The organism is Mumia sp. (genome assembly GCF_028803055.1).
In the GTDB taxonomy this organism is placed as follows: Bacteria; Actinomycetota; Actinomycetes; order Propionibacteriales; family Nocardioidaceae; genus Mumia.
The window spans coordinates 1-15,791 of the sequence record NZ_JARBCJ010000067.1; the positions used below are offsets into that span (position 1 = coordinate 1).

The 15,791-nt window shown below is 70.7% G+C and carries 18 protein-coding genes; 3 read left to right on the forward strand and 15 right to left on the reverse strand.

Annotated features, from left to right (window positions below; genetic code table 11):
• The 3 genes from PV363_RS08405 to PV363_RS08415 form a co-directional block, all read right to left on the reverse strand.
• On the reverse strand, window positions 1-289 hold a 289-nt coding region (locus tag PV363_RS08405), incomplete at its 3' end, for a glycine betaine ABC transporter substrate-binding protein (protein ID WP_301022110.1).
• A 14-nt stretch (window positions 290-303) separates the two neighbouring features.
• Window positions 304-1,068 carry an ABC transporter permease gene (locus PV363_RS08410; protein WP_301022111.1) on the reverse strand — a complete coding sequence of 255 codons (765 nt, stop codon included), beginning with the start codon at window positions 1,066-1,068 and terminating at the stop codon, window positions 304-306.
• Window positions 1,065-1,784 carry an ABC transporter permease gene (locus PV363_RS08415; protein WP_301022112.1) on the reverse strand — a complete coding sequence of 240 codons (720 nt, stop codon included), beginning with the start codon at window positions 1,782-1,784 and terminating at the stop codon, window positions 1,065-1,067. The genes PV363_RS08410 and PV363_RS08415 overlap by 4 nt, the downstream gene beginning before the upstream one ends.
• Window positions 1,785-1,808: 24 nt before the next feature.
• On the opposite strand from PV363_RS08415, the gene PV363_RS08420 reads away from it, so the two are divergent.
• Window positions 1,809-2,921: a betaine/proline/choline family ABC transporter ATP-binding protein gene (locus tag PV363_RS08420; RefSeq protein WP_301022119.1), complete on the forward strand. Its 1,113-nt coding sequence runs from the start codon at window positions 1,809-1,811 to the stop codon at window positions 2,919-2,921.
• A gap of 18 nt (window positions 2,922-2,939) precedes the next feature.
• Here the strand turns inward: PV363_RS08420 and PV363_RS08425 are convergent, their stop codons facing one another.
• The 11 genes from PV363_RS08425 to PV363_RS08475 all read right to left on the reverse strand — a co-directional run bounded on the left by PV363_RS08425 (window position 2,940) and on the right by PV363_RS08475 (window position 11,794).
• A complete protein-coding gene (locus tag PV363_RS08425) occupies window positions 2,940-3,539 on the reverse strand; it encodes a hypothetical protein (protein ID WP_220345445.1) in 600 nt (199 codons plus the stop codon).
• A gap of 64 nt (window positions 3,540-3,603) precedes the next feature.
• Window positions 3,604-4,086, reverse strand: a complete 483-nt coding sequence (locus PV363_RS08430) for a DUF3180 domain-containing protein (RefSeq protein ID WP_220342253.1) — start codon at window positions 4,084-4,086, stop codon at window positions 3,604-3,606.
• Between the two features lie 5 nt (window positions 4,087-4,091).
• Window positions 4,092-4,655, reverse strand: coding sequence for a 2-amino-4-hydroxy-6-hydroxymethyldihydropteridine diphosphokinase (gene folK, locus PV363_RS08435; protein WP_220342254.1), 564 nt, complete (start codon window positions 4,653-4,655; stop codon window positions 4,092-4,094).
• Window positions 4,652-5,029 carry a dihydroneopterin aldolase gene (gene folB, locus PV363_RS08440; RefSeq protein WP_220342255.1) on the reverse strand — a complete coding sequence of 126 codons (378 nt, stop codon included), beginning with the start codon at window positions 5,027-5,029 and terminating at the stop codon, window positions 4,652-4,654. Before folB ends, folK begins: the two co-directional genes overlap by 4 nt.
• Window positions 5,026-5,430 (reverse strand): nuclear transport factor 2 family protein, encoded by a 405-nt coding sequence (locus tag PV363_RS08445; RefSeq protein WP_301022113.1) that lies wholly within the window; start codon window positions 5,428-5,430, stop codon window positions 5,026-5,028. The genes folB and PV363_RS08445 overlap by 4 nt, the downstream gene beginning before the upstream one ends.
• Window positions 5,423-6,277, reverse strand: a complete 855-nt coding sequence (gene folP / locus PV363_RS08450; protein WP_301022114.1) for a dihydropteroate synthase — start codon at window positions 6,275-6,277, stop codon at window positions 5,423-5,425. The genes PV363_RS08445 and folP overlap by 8 nt, the downstream gene beginning before the upstream one ends.
• Complete coding sequence (folE, locus tag PV363_RS08455) at window positions 6,277-6,882, reverse strand: GTP cyclohydrolase I FolE (RefSeq protein ID WP_220342257.1); 606 nt, start codon at window positions 6,880-6,882, stop codon at window positions 6,277-6,279. Before folE ends, folP begins: the two co-directional genes overlap by 1 nt.
• Window position 6,883: 1 nt before the next feature.
• The gene (ftsH, locus tag PV363_RS08460) at window positions 6,884-8,926 is read right to left on the reverse strand and encodes an ATP-dependent zinc metalloprotease FtsH (RefSeq protein WP_220342258.1); all 2,043 of its coding nucleotides are present in this window, start codon (window positions 8,924-8,926) and stop codon (window positions 6,884-6,886) included.
• 186 nt (window positions 8,927-9,112) lie between these two features.
• Window positions 9,113-9,658, reverse strand: a complete 546-nt coding sequence (hpt, locus tag PV363_RS08465) for a hypoxanthine phosphoribosyltransferase (protein WP_366525463.1) — start codon at window positions 9,656-9,658, stop codon at window positions 9,113-9,115.
• 38 nt (window positions 9,659-9,696) lie between these two features.
• Window positions 9,697-10,701 (reverse strand): tRNA lysidine(34) synthetase TilS, encoded by a 1,005-nt coding sequence (tilS, locus tag PV363_RS08470; RefSeq protein ID WP_301022115.1) that lies wholly within the window; start codon window positions 10,699-10,701, stop codon window positions 9,697-9,699.
• Between the two features lie 10 nt (window positions 10,702-10,711).
• Complete coding sequence (locus PV363_RS08475) at window positions 10,712-11,794, reverse strand: zinc-dependent metalloprotease (protein WP_301022116.1); 1,083 nt, start codon at window positions 11,792-11,794, stop codon at window positions 10,712-10,714.
• 114 nt (window positions 11,795-11,908) lie between these two features.
• On the opposite strand from PV363_RS08475, the gene PV363_RS08480 reads away from it, so the two are divergent.
• Both PV363_RS08480 and PV363_RS08485 read left to right on the forward strand, forming a co-directional pair.
• On the forward strand, window positions 11,909-13,522 hold the full coding sequence (locus tag PV363_RS08480) for a DASS family sodium-coupled anion symporter (RefSeq protein ID WP_220342261.1): 1,614 nt from the start codon (window positions 11,909-11,911) through the stop codon (window positions 13,520-13,522).
• A 7-nt stretch (window positions 13,523-13,529) separates the two neighbouring features.
• On the forward strand, window positions 13,530-14,588 hold the full coding sequence (locus PV363_RS08485; protein ID WP_301022117.1) for a tartrate dehydrogenase: 1,059 nt from the start codon (window positions 13,530-13,532) through the stop codon (window positions 14,586-14,588).
• On the opposite strand, the gene dacB is transcribed toward PV363_RS08485, so the two are convergent.
• Window positions 14,578-15,791 (reverse strand): D-alanyl-D-alanine carboxypeptidase/D-alanyl-D-alanine-endopeptidase (dacB, locus tag PV363_RS08490; RefSeq protein WP_301022118.1); only part of this gene is annotated, 1,214 nt, incomplete at its 5' end. The two genes, PV363_RS08485 and dacB, sit on opposite strands and share 11 nt — an antisense overlap.

Here is a 15,791-nt window from a genome sequence, read left to right on the forward strand (position 1 = left end):
ATTCGGGGACGACCTGCACCTTGTTGTCGGCCAGCTGCGCCATGTAGATGTCGCGGGTGTCGACGAGCTTTTGAGTCACGTCGTAGCCCTCGTTCTCGAGCACCTGGGTGTAGAGCTCGGCGAGGATCTGCATCTCGGTGAAGTTCTGACCGGAGAGGGTCACCGATCCCTGGGAGCTGTCACCTCCACCGTTGTCGTCGTCTCCGCAGGCGGACAGCGAGACCAGCGCTGCGGCACAGACCAGGGCGGCGGCAGAGCGTCGGAGGCGCCGCAGTGTCGTGCTCTTCATCGGGGTTCCTTCCGTCACGACTCGGCGGCCGTGCTGTCTCGGGATCGGGCTGTCATCTCCGGCATCTGGACAAGACCATCATGGCGGGAACCGGTGACACGACGCATCGGGTCGACGCGCCGCTCGACGACGGCGGCGAGTCCCTCGAGGACGAGGGCGCCGCCCGCGACGAGGATGGCGCCCGCGATGACGTAGTCGTAGGAGTTGTTGCTGAAGCCGTAGGTGATCACGTTGCCCAGGCCCGGCCCTGCCACGAGGGCCGCGATGGTGGCGGTCGCCCACAGCTGCACGAGCGCGAGACGCACCCCGTTGGCCACCATCTGCGACGCGAGCGGGAGCTCGATGCGACGGAAGACCTGCCACTCGCTCATGCCGGTCCCCCGGGCAGCCTCGACGATCTCGGCGTCCACCTCGCGGACGCCGACGTACGAGTTGGTGATCACCGGCGGCAACCCGAACAGCACGAGCGCGATCAGCGTGGCCAGCCCGGCGCGTCCGTACGGCCCGAGCGTGGCGGTCCCGATCGGTCCCAGCGCCAGGAGCCCGAGCACCGCGAAGACGGGGACCGCGCGTCCGACGTTGGACACGTTGATGGCGAACGTGCCGCCCCGGCCGCGGTGACCCAGCCAGAGGGCGAGCGGGAGACCGACGACGAGGACGAGGACCAGCGCCGTCACCGTGAGCAGGACCTGCTCGACCAGCTGGGTCCACAGGCCGTCGCTGCCCTTCCAGCTCTCCGGGTCCAGGAGGAGGTCGATCGCACCGGCGAGCTCGTTCATGCGGCGGCCCCTCGCGTCCACGGCGTCACCAGACGGGCGAAGGCGACGATGACGAGGTCGAGGAGCACGGCCAGGACGACGCACAGGACGCTGGTCGTCAGCACCTGCGCCTTGAAGCTGTCGTCGATGCCGTTCGCGAGCATGTTGCCGAGTCCGCCGTAGGCCACGATCGTGCCGAGGGTCACCAGGGCGACGGTGGAGACGGTGGCGACGCGAAGGCCGGCCATCACGATCGGCAGCGCGAGCGGTGCCTCGATCCGCGTCAGCAGCCGGAGTCTCCCGTACCCGAGGCCCGTCGCCGCCTCCACCACCTCGTCCGGCACGCTGTCCAGCCCGGCGAGCACGTTGCGCACGAGGATGGACAGCGAGTAGAGCGCGAGCCCGATCACGACCGTCGTCGGGGTCAGACCGGTCGCCTGCGCGAGGATCGAGAACATCGCCAGCGACGGGATGGTGTAGACGAGCGTGGTGCTGCCGAGGAGCAGCGAGCGTGCCTTCGGACGGTGGCGGGCAGCCAGCGACAGCGCGACCGCGAGCACCAGTCCGAGCACCACCGAGGTGACCGTGAGGAGCACGTGCTGGACGGTCGCCTCCCACAGCTCCGGCGCGTAGCGGGTCACGTACTCGGGGCAGACCCACGAGTTGACCGTCCGTGCGTAGCAAGGGGGGTCGGCGGCGAGCACGGCGACGTTGCTCGCGTCGGCGACTAGGCTCACGTCATGCAACCTACCGAGGATGCGATGATCGTGCTCGAGCACGTCGGCAAGCAGTATCCCGACGGGTCGGTCGCCGTCGGCGACCTCTCCCTCACCATCCCCCGAGGGGCGCTCGTCGCCCTGGTCGGGCCGTCGGGGTGCGGCAAGTCCACCACGCTCAAGATGGTCAACCGCCTCATCGAGCCCACGTCGGGCCGCATCCTGGTCGACGGCGAGGACGTGCTGAAGGCGGACCCCGTGGAGCTGCGCCGCGGCATCGGCTACGTCATCCAGCAGGTGGGGCTCTTTCCGCACCAGACGATCCGCGAGAACGTCGCCACGGTGCCGACGCTGCTGCGCTGGAACCGCAGCCGGGCGCGAGCGCGCGCCGACGAGCTGCTCGACCTCGTCGGTCTAGACCCGTCGACGTACGCCGACCGCTATCCGCACCAGCTGTCGGGCGGCCAGCGTCAGCGGGTGGGCGTAGCGCGCGCCCTCGCCGCCGATCCGCCGGTCCTCCTCATGGACGAGCCGTTCGGCGCGGTCGACCCGATCGTCCGCGAGCGGCTGCAGGACGAGTTCCTGCGTCTGCAGCACGACCTGGGCAAGACGGTCATGTTCGTCACCCACGACATCGACGAGGCCGTGCGCCTCGGCGACCGCGTCGCGGTGCTCGCCGGCGGAGGAGACCTCCGCCAGTACGACTCACCCGCCGCGGTGCTCGGCAAGCCCGCCGACGACTTCGTCGCCGAGTGCGTCGGCGCCGACCGCGGGCTACGCAGGCTCGCGGTCACGCCGATCGACGTCGCCGACCTCGAGGACGCCCCGTTGGTGCGCGAGGACGCGACGGTCGCCGACGCGCGGCGGGTCGCCGAGGAGGCCGGGGTGTCCTCGGCGCTCGTGGTCGACGACGCGGAGCGGCTCGTCGGCTGGGCGCCCTCGGACCACCTCGAGGGCTCGAGCGACCTCCGGGTACGACCGATGAAGGCTTCGGTCCACCGCTCGGCGACACTCAAGGACGCGTGGTCGGTGATGCTCCGCTACGACGCCGGATGGGTGGCGGTGCTCGACGACGACCGGCGGCTGCTGGGCGTGCTCACCCCCGACTCCTTGCACGCGGCGCTGCGCCGCTCGGTGCGGGTGACCGAGCCGGTCTGACGAGGCCGCGAGAGCCGGTCAGGCTTCCTTGGCCTCGGGCAATGTCGCCTCGTCCGCCGGAGCGACGTGCTCCGCGTCGTCGGCCGCCTGCGCGCGAGCGGCGGCAGTCGCCTCCCAGCTGAGCAGGTCGACGATGGTGGGGACGTCGGCGCCGTCCCACAGCGTCATGGTCGAGGGCGCCGGCTCCTCGAGCTCTCCGCGCAGCGCCTCCACCTCACGCTGCAGGAGCTTGCGCTGAGCGTCGGTCTCCTCGGTGCGCGCCTCGGCGAGCCGAAGGGTGCCGTTGAGCTCCGCGATCCGCTTGGTCGTGATCGAGAGGGTCTCGTTGACCGCCTCGACGAACTCCATGTTCTCGCGGGTGCGGTCGATGGTGATGTCACGGTAGGCCTGAGCCTGCTCGGCGCGGTCCTTGAACCACTCGCGGCGCGTCTCCATCACCTCGTCGGCGACCACGCGCGCGGCCACCGCTCCGACGACGACCGCCGTGATCGCCGCCGCGATCAGTGTCCCCTGCGAGGCTGTCACCACCGCAACCGCAACGAACGCGGCAGAGGCCGTGAGGAACATGCTTGCGACGAGGATGCGCGTGGAGCGCTGACGACGGCGATCGTGGGACATGGCAGAACAGTACGCTACGACTACGCCGCCGCAGACGACCGACACCGCCGCGACGAGAGCGGTCTCAAGCCTGGGCCGGAGCGTCCTCGTCGTCGTCGTCCTTGGGCACCTCGCAGGCACGCTCGAGCGTGAGCGCCGCGGCCAGCGCGAGGAGTGCCGCCACGGCGGCTGCGGCGGAGTGGACGACGCGCTCACGGGGCAGCGCCAGCTCCATGTCGCCGGCGAAGGACAGCGCGAAACCGACGTAGTAGCCGGCGATCAACGCGGTCACGATCGCCGACGCCTTGGCCAGGGCGAGCAGCCGCAGGGCGCGTGTCGGGTGCATCGTGCGGCGCTCGCGGTGCAGCGACTGGAAGGTCGTCCAGGCGAGGAACGCGAGCGCGCCGGCGAGGAAGAGCATCGTGCCGGCGGCGACCCACGACACCGTGGGCGCAGGCTCGCCACGCCACTCGACGAACGGCCGTAACCCTCGCCCGACCGCGAGACCGACGACTCCCAGGACGGCGAGCTGGACCGGCGACGACCGGCGGAGCGGACGGGGAGGCATCGGCGTCAGAGGAGGATCTCGAGGTCCTCGCGCCGCCTCACGCCGGAGGTGTCGAGGCCCTGGGCGAGGTCGACGACGAAGCCCTTGCCGGGGATCTCACCCTCGAGGTCGAGCTCGAGCCACGGCATCAGCACGAACGCGCGCTCGTGGGCCCGCGGGTGCGGGAGCGTCAGACGCTCGTCCTTCGCGACACGGTCACCGACCACGATGAGGTCGACGTCGAGCGTGCGAGGTGCGTTCTTCTCACCGCGCTCGCGACCGAACGCGTCCTCGATCGCGAGGCAGCGGTCGAGCAGCGTGTGCACGGTGAGGGTGGTGTCGATGAGCACGACGAGGTTGAGGAAGTTGCGAGAGCCCTCGGGCGCGTCGACGGGCTCGGTCTCGTACACCGACGACACGGAGACGATGGTGACGCCGGGGGTGTCCGCGAGCGCCGCGACGGCGCCCTGCACGCTGTTGAGCCGCTCTCCCAGATTTGACCCGACAGCGATCACGGCCTGCCGGATCGGGCGCATGCCTCCGGTCATCGTGTCGGCATCAGGCATGTGCGGGTTGGGCGTCTCGGTCACGTACGGCTCCGCTCTATCGTCACGGCGACATCGGAGAACGTCACCGCTATCGGTGCATCGGGCTTGTGGACCGTGACGCTCGCCCACCGCACCGGCTCGAAGCCGAAGCAGATCCGCAGGATCCGGAGCGCGAGCGTCTCGATCAGGTCCACCGGGTCCGACGCGATGGCGTCCGCGACCCGTTCCGACAACGTACCGTAGTGAACCGACGCGGCTAAGTCCCCGGTCTCCCCCGCGGGCGAGAGATCGAGCGCGAGCACGACGTCGACGACGAACCGCTGCCCGTGCTCGCGCTCGTGCGGCAGCACTCCGTGGTAGCCGTACGCCTCGATGCCCGTGACGGTGATCCGGTCCAGGTCTGGCGGCATGGTCATCCCTCCATCAACGGGCCCGAGTGGTGCGACCACAGCTTCCACCCGACCGGTGTCTCGACCAGCACGTCGGTCGCGACGCCGCGCCCTCCCGCGAAGACCGTGGGCGCCTCGCCCGCCGCCTCCGACAGGACGTTCTCGGTGCAGGAGACGACGGCCACGCTGCCGCGTCGGAGAACGCTGACGTCGGTGAGGATGAACTGGATGTAGCCCACGTTGGCCATGAGCATCGCGAACGAACGCACGATCGTGGGTGTGCCGAGGATCGCCTCCGCCCCCGGGTGGACGCACACGGTCTCGTCGCCGGGCAGCCACAGCGACGTCATGAGGTCCAGGTCGCCGTGCTCGATCGCGTCGTAGAAGGCCTGGTGCGTGCGGAGCACGGGGTCGGGCTGGTCAGCCACGGCGCCACCGTTCTGCGACGCGGACCGCGTCGGCGTTGTCGGGAACTTCATGGACACGGATCGCCCAGGCGCCGGCGGCCGCTGCCAGCGCCGTGACAGCCAGGGTGGCGGCCTCGCGGTGCAGCGGGTCTCGCCGGACGCCGTCGGGCTCGGCGAGCAGCTCGCCCAGGAACCGCTTGCGGCTCGCGGCCACGAGGAGCGGGTAGCCCAGCTCGGCGAAGGCGGCGAGGTGGGACAGGACGGTCCAGTTCTGGTCCCCCCGCTTGGAGAAGCCGATGCCGGGGTCGACGACGACCTGCTCCGGGCGCACGCCGGCGGCGAGCGCGGCCTCGACCGAACGGCGCAGCTCGGCGACCACGTCGGGGACGAGGTCGGCGTACGCCGTCGCGTCCTCGTCCTGCATCCGCGCCGAGTGACCTCGCCAGTGCATGACGACGTACGGAACACCCGTACGGGCCGCGACCTGGAGGATGTCCGGGTCGGCGAGGCCGCCGGACACGTCGTTGATGATGCGCGCGCCGGCAGCGACCGCACGCTCGGCAACCTCGGCGCGCATGGTGTCGACGGAGACCACCACCCCGCGCTCGGACAACGCCCGCACGACCGGCTCGACACGGGCCAGCTCGGTGGCGGCGTCGACGCGCTGTGCTCCGGGGCGGGTCGACTCGCCACCGACGTCGACGATGTCGGCGCCGGACTCCACGAGGGCGATGCCGCGGCGGACCGCGTCCTCGGCGTCGAGCCACCGCCCACCGTCGGAGAAGGAGTCGGGCGTCACGTTGACCACGCCCATCACCTGGCATCGGCCGGCATCGGGCAGCAACGGCACGGCACGTCGCTCGAACATCAGCCGCCCTTGATGAGCGCCATCGCCTCGGCCCGGGTCGCCGGATCACGCAGCTGACCGCGCACCGCGCTGGTGACCGTCTTGGCTCCGGGCTTGCGGACCCCACGCATCGTCATGCAGAGGTGCTCCGCCTCGAGCTGCACGATCACCCCGAGGGGACGCAAGGTGTTGGTGAGTGCGTCGGCGATCTGTGTGGTCAGCCGCTCCTGCACCTGCGGGCGACGGGCGAAGATGTCGACCAGGCGCGCGAGCTTGGACAGCCCGACCACGCGCCCGTCGCTGGCGGGGATGTAGCCGATGTGCGCGACACCGGTGAACGGAACCAGGTGGTGCTCGCACATCGACCACAGCTCGATGTCCTTCACCAGGATGAGCTCCTCGTGGTCGACCGCGAAGGTGCGTGACAGCACCTCCGCCGGGTCGTGCCGCATGCCGGCAAAGATCTCCTCGTACGCCCGGGCGACCCGCGCGGGTGTGTCCTGGAGCCCGTCTCGGCCAGGATCCTCACCGATCGCGATCAGCAGCTCGCGGACCGCCGCCTCGGCCCGCGCCGCGTCGAACGTCGGGAGCGACCTCGTCGGCTCGTCGCCGCCGGACTCCGCCACCTCAGCGGTCTCCGGGAGACGGCGGCTCGGGAGTGCCTCCCGTCGGGTCGGCACCCGGGCCGTGGATGTCGGTCCCACCCTGACCCGGGGCGAGCACGATCGTGCCCTCCTCCGAGTCACGCTCCGGCTCGTGGCCGTTGATCTCCTTGGGCGAGATCACCGGTGGGAGCGTGGAGGGCTTGCGCGTCTCCGAGCCGGTCCAGGGAGGACGCGGCGGACGACGACGCAGCGGCTCGAAGATGCGCGCGACCGACTCCTTGTCGAGCGTCTCGCGCTCGAGGAGCTCGAGGACCAGGGCGTCGAGCACGTCGCGGTTGTCGGCGAGGATGTCGAACGCCTCCTGGTGGGCGAACGAGATGAACTTGGTCACCTCTTCGTCGACGATCGCCGCAAGCTCCTCGGAGTAGTTGCGCGAGTGCCCGATGTCGCGACCGAGGAACGGCTCGGAGTTGTTCTCGCCGAGACGGACCGCGCCGATCCGCTCGGTCATGCCGTACTGCGTCACCATCGCGCGGGCGAGGTTCGTCGCCTTCTCGATGTCGTTGGCCGCACCGGTGGTCGGATTGTGGAAGACGAGCTCCTCGGCGGCACGGCCGCCCATCATGTACGCGAGCGCGTCGAGCATCTCTGCCCGCGTCTGGCTGTACTTGTCCTCGTCCGGCAGCACCATCGTGTAACCCAGGGCACGGCCACGCGGAAGGATCGTGATCTTGTGCACCGGGTCGCTGCCGGGGAGTGCCGCGGCGACGAGAGCGTGCCCGCCCTCGTGGTAGGCGGTGATCTTGCGCTCGTGCTCGCTCATCAGGCGGGTGCGCTTCTGCGGACCGGCGACGACCCGGTCGATCGCCTCGTCGAGCGTCGCGTTGTCGATCAGGGCGTCGGACTGGCGCGCGGTGAGCAGAGCCGCCTCGTTGAGCACGTTGGCGAGGTCGGCGCCGGAGAAGCCGGGCGTGCGTCGCGCGACGGACTGGAGGTCGACGTCGGCAGCCAGCGGCTTGCCGCGGGAGTGCACCGTGAGGATCTGCAGACGGCCCTTGAGGTCGGGGGCCTCGACGGCGATCTGGCGGTCGAAGCGTCCGGGGCGCAGGAGCGCGGGATCGAGCACGTCGGGACGGTTGGTCGCCGCGATGAGGATGACGCCACCCCGCACGTCGAAGCCGTCCATCTCGACCAGAAGCTGGTTGAGGGTCTGCTCGCGCTCGTCGTGACCGCCGCCGAGACCGGCACCACGGTGACGACCGACGGCGTCGATCTCGTCGATGAAGACGATCGCGGGAGCATTCTCCTTGGCCTGCTCGAACAGGTCGCGGACACGGCTCGCGCCGACGCCGACGAACATCTCGACGAAGTCGGAGCCGGAGATCGAGTAGAACGGCACCGCCGCCTCGCCGGCCACGGCACGCGCGAGGAGCGTCTTGCCGGTGCCGGGCGGACCGTAGAGGAGGACGCCCTTGGGGATCTTGGCGCCGACCGCCTGGAACTTCTGCGGGTCGGAGAGGAACTCCTTGATCTCGCCGAGCTCCTCCACCGCCTCGTCGGCCCCGGCGACGTCGGCGAAGGTCGTCTGAGGCGTGTCCTTGGCGATGAGCTTGGCCTTGGACTTGCCGAACTGCATCACGCGGCCGCCGCCGCCCTGCATGGAGTTCATCAGGAAGATGAAGAGGAGGAAGATCAGCGCGAACGGGAGCAGGAGGCCCAGCAGGTTGCCGAGGAAGCTCGGCTTGGGGATCTGCACGTCGTACGTCTTCATCTCCTTGTCGGAGACGCTCTGGTCGGCGAGCTTGCGCAGCTGGTTGCCCTGGTTGCCGAGCCAGTTGGCGCGCACCTTCTTGTCGTCGTCGAGCGTGGCACGGATCTCGTTGTCACCGGCCCCGACGAACGTGGCCTCCGAGACCTTGCCCTGCTCGAAGTAACGGACCATGGTCGCGGTCTTGACCTCTTGGTAGCCGTTGTTCGACGACACGATCTGGAGCAGCGCGAGCACCGCGATGACACTGATGATGATCCAGAGCCACGGGCCCTTGAAGATGCGTTTGACGTCCATGATCCGAGGCCGCGCCTCGCTCCTCCTGCGTAGGGATGCGTACGGTGAACGACGTTACACGCCTCGACCACGGCGGCCGGACGACTCGTGTCCCCAGGTGCTTCAACGATCGGCACCCTGGCTCATGTTCCCAGAACGCGCGATCACGTGTCCCAGAGTTCCCTCTGCACGGGGCGAGGAGGTGCGTCAGGAGGAGTAGACGTGCGGCGCCAGGGTGGCGATGTCGCGCAGGTTGCGGTAGCGCTCGTCGTAGTCCAGGCCGTATCCCACGACGAAGGCGTTGGGGATGTCGAACCCGACGTACTTCACGTCGACGGCCATCTTCAGGGCCTCCGGCTTGCGCAGCAGGGTGCAGATCTCCACCGACGCCGGCTTGCGCGAGCGCAGGTTGGAGGTGAGCCACGACAGGGTCAGACCGGAGTCGATGATGTCCTCCACGATCAGCACGTGGCGGTCGGTGAGATCGGTGTCGAGGTCCTTGAGGATCCGGACGACGCCCGACGACGTCGTGCCCGAGCCGTACGAGGAGACGGCCATCCAGTCCATCTCGACGTCGCGGTCGAGAGCCCGCGCGAGGTCGGCCATGACCATCACTGCGCCCTTGAGGACGCCGACGAGGAGCAGCTGCTGCCCCTCGTAGTCGCGCGTCACCTCGGCGGCGAGCTCACGGAGCCGGGCCTGGATGTCGGCCTCGGAGATGAAGGTCTGGTCGAGCGCGAGGTCGCCCTCGATCTGCGATGCGTCCACGTGACCAGCGTGACACAGACGGCTCAGCCGCAGGTGCTCGGCCTCCGGAACTCCAGGGCGCCTGCGGCGCGGATCACAGCGACCCCGCCCGGCAGCGCCGGGCCGCCCTGGCCCCGCCACCGCGTGACGAGACCCTCGACGTCGGCGACGTGGGCGGCCGTGAGGTCTCCCGCCGGGCAGCCGGCGTCGATGGCGACAGCGCGCAGGACGCGAGTCCGCATCGCCCGGGGCAGCGCGGCCAGGCCGGCGACGTCCAGACCGCCGTCGGGCCGCGAGACCTCCTGACGTGCGTGGACGGCCAGACCGTCGAGCAGGTCGGCGTCGTCACGGAGCAGGTCGGCGCTGCGCGCCAGCGCCCCGCTGATGCCGGGGCCGAGGGCCTGCTCGACGACCGGCAGCACGTCGTGCCGCACGCGCACCCGGGCGTACCGCTCGTCCTCGTTGTGCGGGTCGTCCCACCAGGTCAGCCCCGAGGCACGGCAGACCGCCTCGGTGTCGGCACGCGTGAGCGTGAGGAGCGGACGCCGCCACGGGTCGGCGCGGGGCGCCATGCCCGCCAGCGACCGAGCGCCGGACCCTCGGGCGAGCCCGAGCAGCACGGTCTCGGCCTGGTCGTCACGCGTGTGCGCCAGCAGGACGGCTGCGCACCCGTGCCGGTGCGCAGACGATGCGAGCGCAGCACGGCGCGCGGACCGGGCGGCGGACTCCTGCCCACCGGAGCGACCCACCTCGACCGCCTCCACGTCCGCCTCCAGCCCGAGCTGCCGTACGACGTCCGCGGCGTCGCGAGCCACGCTCGCCGAACCCTCCTGAAGCCCGTGGTCGACGACCAGAGCACGCGCGCAGAGGCCTCGACGGGGCGCGACGAACGCGGTCAGCGCCGCCAGCGCGAGCGAGTCGGCTCCCCCCGACACCCCGAGGAGGACCCCCGTGCCCGGGGCGAGGTCGTCGAGAGCACCGGCGACCGCACGTCGTCCGCGGGCGACCGCCGGGTCGAGCCGACCCTTCCCGCGCGGCGCGCCCTCCACGGGGACGCCCTCAGCCGTGGACCCGCGCGACCCAGAGATCGGGCTTCTCGATCTCGGCCGCGGACGGGAGGGTCTCGGGCGCCGCCCACACCGCGTCGAAGCCGTCGCGCCCGACCTGCTTCTCGACCGTACGGACGAACGCGGCGCCGTCGCGGTACTGACGCATCTTGGCGTCGAGCCCGAGGACCTGGCGCACGATGCGGTCCAGCGGCCCACCGCTCCCGCGCCGCTTCTCGAAGCGCTTGCGGATCTGCGCGACCGAGGGGATCACCGACGGGCCGACGCCGTCCATGACGACGTCGGCGTGTCCCTCGAGCAGCGACATGACGCCGGTCACCTTGTCCACCACTTCACGCTGCTGGTCGTTCTGGAGCACCTCGATCAAGGAGACGCGCTCGCCCTTGACCATCCGGCCGGCCGCCTTGCCGAGCTCGCCGAGCGACCGCGAGACACCCTCGGGGTCCATGTCGGTGGCGTCGACGAGCTGGTCGATCAGCCCCTGGACGTGCGCACGCATCCACGGCACGGCGGTGAACTGGACCCGGTGGGTCTCCTCGTGCAGGCACACCCACAGGCGGAAGTCGTGCGGGTCGACGTCAAGCTCGCGCTCGACGTGGACGACGTTGGGCGCCACCAGGAGGAGGCGGCCGCCGACCGGCACCCCGTCGGCGCCGGCGGGAGCGGTGAAGAACGGGTCGAACTGACCGAGGACCTTGGTGGAGAGGAACGCGAGCGCGGCCCCGAGCTCGGCCCCGGTGATCCGAGAGCCCACGGAGCGACCGATCCGGCCTGGCGTCTGCCCGCGGTCGGCCGCCGCACGCGACGCCTTCGTCAGCATCGGAGCGAGCACGACCTCGAAGGACGCGACGTTGGCCGCGATCCATCCCGGCCGGTCGACGACCAGGATCGGGGCGCTGGCCGCGGTCGCGGACAGCCCTGTGAACTCCCGGACCGAACCCTCCGAGCGGGCCGCCCCCTCACGCAGCTCGGCGACGGCGTCAGCTGCCTCGGCGCCGGCGACCTCCGGGCCCGTACGCGTCATGCGTACGGCCGTGGCGAGCGCGAAGTCCCAGTCGATCATGCTCTGCGTCATGCGCCGAGCCTACGCGGCTGTCCTCACTCACGAAGGGAGACGTTTTGTGACAGTGTGATCCCGGTAACACCGACTGCGTACCGACGACGCCCTGCCGACCCCAGGAGAGATGCCATGAGCACCGTCGACCGCGAGCCTGGTTCGAACACCACCGACGTGGACCAGGCATTCCTCGGGAGCGCCACCTACCGCAGTCTCGGCGAGCAACGCCTGTCACCGCAGGAGGAGCGGTTCGAGAAGGCGCGACGCACCTCCGGTCTCGCGCTCGCGCCGCTCGCCACGATCGTCATGCTGCTGATCCCGTTCGACCTCCCCGACCAGCAGCACAAGCTGGCCGCGGTCCTCGTCGGCGTCGTGATCCTGTGGGTCACCGAGGCGGTCCCGATCCCGGTCGGCGGCTTCATCGGCATCGCCGCGATCGTGCTGATCGGCGTCGTCCCGGCTGACGACGCGCTGGCGCCGTTCGGTTCGTCGACCGTCTTCACGTTCATCGGTGCCTTCATCCTCGCCCAGGCGATGCTCAAGCACGGGCTGGCGAAGCGGTTCGCGATGTTCGTGCTCAACCTGCCCGGCGTGGGGACGTCCACGACGCGGGTCATCATCGCGTTCGGCGCCATCACCTGTCTGCTCTCGGCCTTCGTCTCCAACACCGCCACGGTGGCGATGCTGCTCCCGACGGCCATCGGCATCCTGACCGTCATCGCGAAGCTCATGCAGTCCCAAGGCATCGTCGAGGAGGACTTCGATCCCCTGCGGCTCCGGGTCGGCGCGGCGCTGATGCTGATGCTGGCCTACGGCGCGAGCGTCGGTGGGCTGCTGACCCCGGTCGGGTCCCCGCCCAACCTCATCGGCCGCGGCCTGATCGAGGAGGCGACCGGGGAGACCATCGCGTTCCTCGACTGGATGCTGCTCGCGATCCCGGTCTGCGCCCTGATGTTCGTCGCGCTGGCCGTCGTCCTCCTCCTGGTGAACCGGCCCGAGATCAAGCGCCTGGAGGGCGTCGACGAGTGGGTCCGCGCCGAGAAGGCCGAGCTCGGTCCCCTCTCGCGCGCGGAGAAGAACACCCTCCTCGCCTTTGTCGTCACCGTCTCGCTGTGGATCCTGCCGGGCATCGTGGCGCTGGTGGCCGGCACCGAGTCGGGGACGTACGAGACAGTCTCCGACCGCCTCGACGAGGGCGTCGTCGCGGTGCTGGGCGCCTCGCTGCTGTTCCTGCTGCCCACCGACTGGGCCAACCGTGAGTTCACCCTCCGCTGGAGCGACGCCACCAAGATCGACTGGGGCACCGTCGTCCTCTTCGGCACCGGCATCATCTTCGGATCGCTGCTCGCCTCGACCGGCCTGGCCGAGACGATCGGCAACGGGGCCTACAACTGGCTGGGTCTGAGCAGCGCGGTCCTCCTCACCGCCTTCGCGGTGGTGCTCGCGATCGCGGTCTCGGAGACCACGAGCAACACGGCGTCGGCGGCGGTCGTGGTCCCGATCATCATCCCGATCGCGATGGCGGCCGACGTGAACCCGTTCGTCCCCGCGCTGGCGGCGACGTTCGCGGCGTCGTTCGGCTTCATGCTCCCGGTGTCGACGCCGCAGAACGCGATCGTCTACGGCTCCGGCGTGGTCCCGATCACGCGGATGATCCGTTCGGGCATCTCGTTCGACGTCATCGGCGCGATCCTCATCATCGTCATCCTGCCGTTGATGATCTCGGTGCTCGGGCTGGGCACCTGAGCCGACGATGACGCAGCAGATCGCGGTGATCCCGGGCGACGGGATCGGGCCGGAGGTCGTCAGCGCCACCCGCACGGCGCTCGACGCGGTCGCACGGTCGCACGGGCTGGACCTCGCGTACGACACCTTCGACTGGTCGTGCCGCCGCTATCTGGAGCAGGGCGCGATGATGCCCGCGGACGGGCTGGACCTGCTCCAGCCGTACGACGCGATCCTGCTGGGCGCCGTCGGGTGGCCCGGTGTCCCCGACCACGTGTCGCTGTGGGGGTTGCTCATCCCGATCCGGCGGACCTTCCGGCAGTACGTGAACCTGCGCCCGGTGGCGGTGCTCGACGGCGTCGACAGTCCGCTGCGCGACGTCCGCGCCGGTGACGTCGACCTGGTGGTGGTCCGCGAGAACGTCGAGGGCGAGTACAGCGAGATCGGTGGCCGGCTCAACCGGGGCTTCCCCGACGAGATGGCGGTGCAGGAGTCGGTGTTCACGCGTGCGGGCGTGACGCGCGTCGTGGACTATGCCTTCGAGCTTGCCCGTGCCCGCAGCGGCTACCTCACGTCGGCGACCAAGAGCAACGGCATCGTGCACACGCTCCCGTTCTGGGACGAGGTGGTGGCCGAACGTGCCGAACGGTTCGGCGACGTGCGCTGGGATGCCGAGCACATCGACGCGCTCGCCGCGAAGCTCGTGCTCGAGCCCGGGCGGTTCGACGTGATCGTGGGCTCCAACCTCTTCGGCGACATCCTCAGCGACCTCGCGGCCGCGGTGGCAGGCAGCATCGGCGTCGCGCCCTCGGCGAACCTCGACCCGACCCGGACGTTTCCCTCGATGTTCGAGCCGGTGCACGGCTCGGCTCCCGACATCGCGGGCCGGGGAGTCGCCGACCCGGTCGGCGCTCTGTGGTCCGCGGCGATGATGCTCGACCACCTCGGTCACGAGGAAGCCGGGGCCGACCTCCTGGCCGCGGTGCGGTCCACGGTCCGCTCGCCCGCGACCCGGACACCGGACCTCGGCGGGACGGCGCGTACGACCGAGGTCGCCGACGCGGTCGCCGCGGTGGTCAGCCGCTAGCGCAGGTGCAGGCCGACAGCCGGGCGGTGATCCGGTCCAGGGTCGTGCGCGCGTCGAGCGTCTTCGGGACCGGGACCCGGTCGGTCATCAGGACGAACCCGACGGGAGTGCCGTCACGCGTCGTCGTCGTGCCCGCCAGGCTGTGGACGCCGCTCAGCGTGCCGGTCTTGGCGCGGACGGCACCGAGCGCGGGCTCCGTCCCGGTCGCGGTGAACCGCGCGGCGAGGGAGCCGTTGAAACCGGCGACGGGATAGCGGTCGAACAGCTCCGAGCCCGAGGTGACCACCGCGAGCATCGACGCGAGGGTGACCCGGTTGCCGCGTGCGAGGCCGCTGCCGTCGTAGACGGTGTTGCCCTGCCACGGGATCCCCAGACCGCTCAGCACGGACTCGACCGCCTTCACGCCTCCCGCGAAGCTCGCCGGCTGGTCCTCGGCGAGCGCGATGTGGCGCAGCAGGACCTCGGCCGCCTGGTTGTCGCTGTTCTCGATGACCGACTGGACGATCTGTGCCACCGTCGCGCTGGTGATGGCAGCGAGCTCCTCCGACTCCACCGGCCGTGCTGCCTTCGCGACCGTCGAGACGGCGATGCCGCGGGCCCTCAGCTGCCGGGCGAAGACCTGCGCCGCCTGACGGTCCGGCTTGGCGCTGCGTCGCCATCCGTCCATGCCCTGATCGACCCACAGGGCGCTGACCGGGGTGGTGACGAACGAGGTGATGTAGGTCGGCTCCCACGCCGGACTGACCGCCGGGCCGGTGAAGAGCGACGGGTCATACCCCAGCGAGACCTCCGTGACGCCGTCGGCCTTCAGCGCGGCGGCGGTCCGGCGGGCGAGCTGGGCGAGTGACGCCTGCTGCGGGTACGGCCCACGGGCCTCGGGGCCGGACGTAGCGGTCAGGTAGGGGTCGCCGCCACCGACCAGGACGATGCGGGCGGGTGCCGGCGACGGTGCGTCGGTCGCCGGCGGGGCGGCGGTGCCGGGGGTGACCGACCCTCCGGTGCCGGTGCCGGTCGTGTCGTGCAGGACCGTCGTGCGGAAGCGGTGCTCGGCGCCGATCGACGTCACCGCCGCCAACGCGGTGAAGAGCTTGAGCGTCGACGCGGGCGCGAAGGTGCCGGTGCCCGAGGACCACACCTGCTTGCCCGTCGACAGGTCGGAGACGGCGAACCCGACGTGAGAGCCGAGCGCCTTGCGTCCGAGGA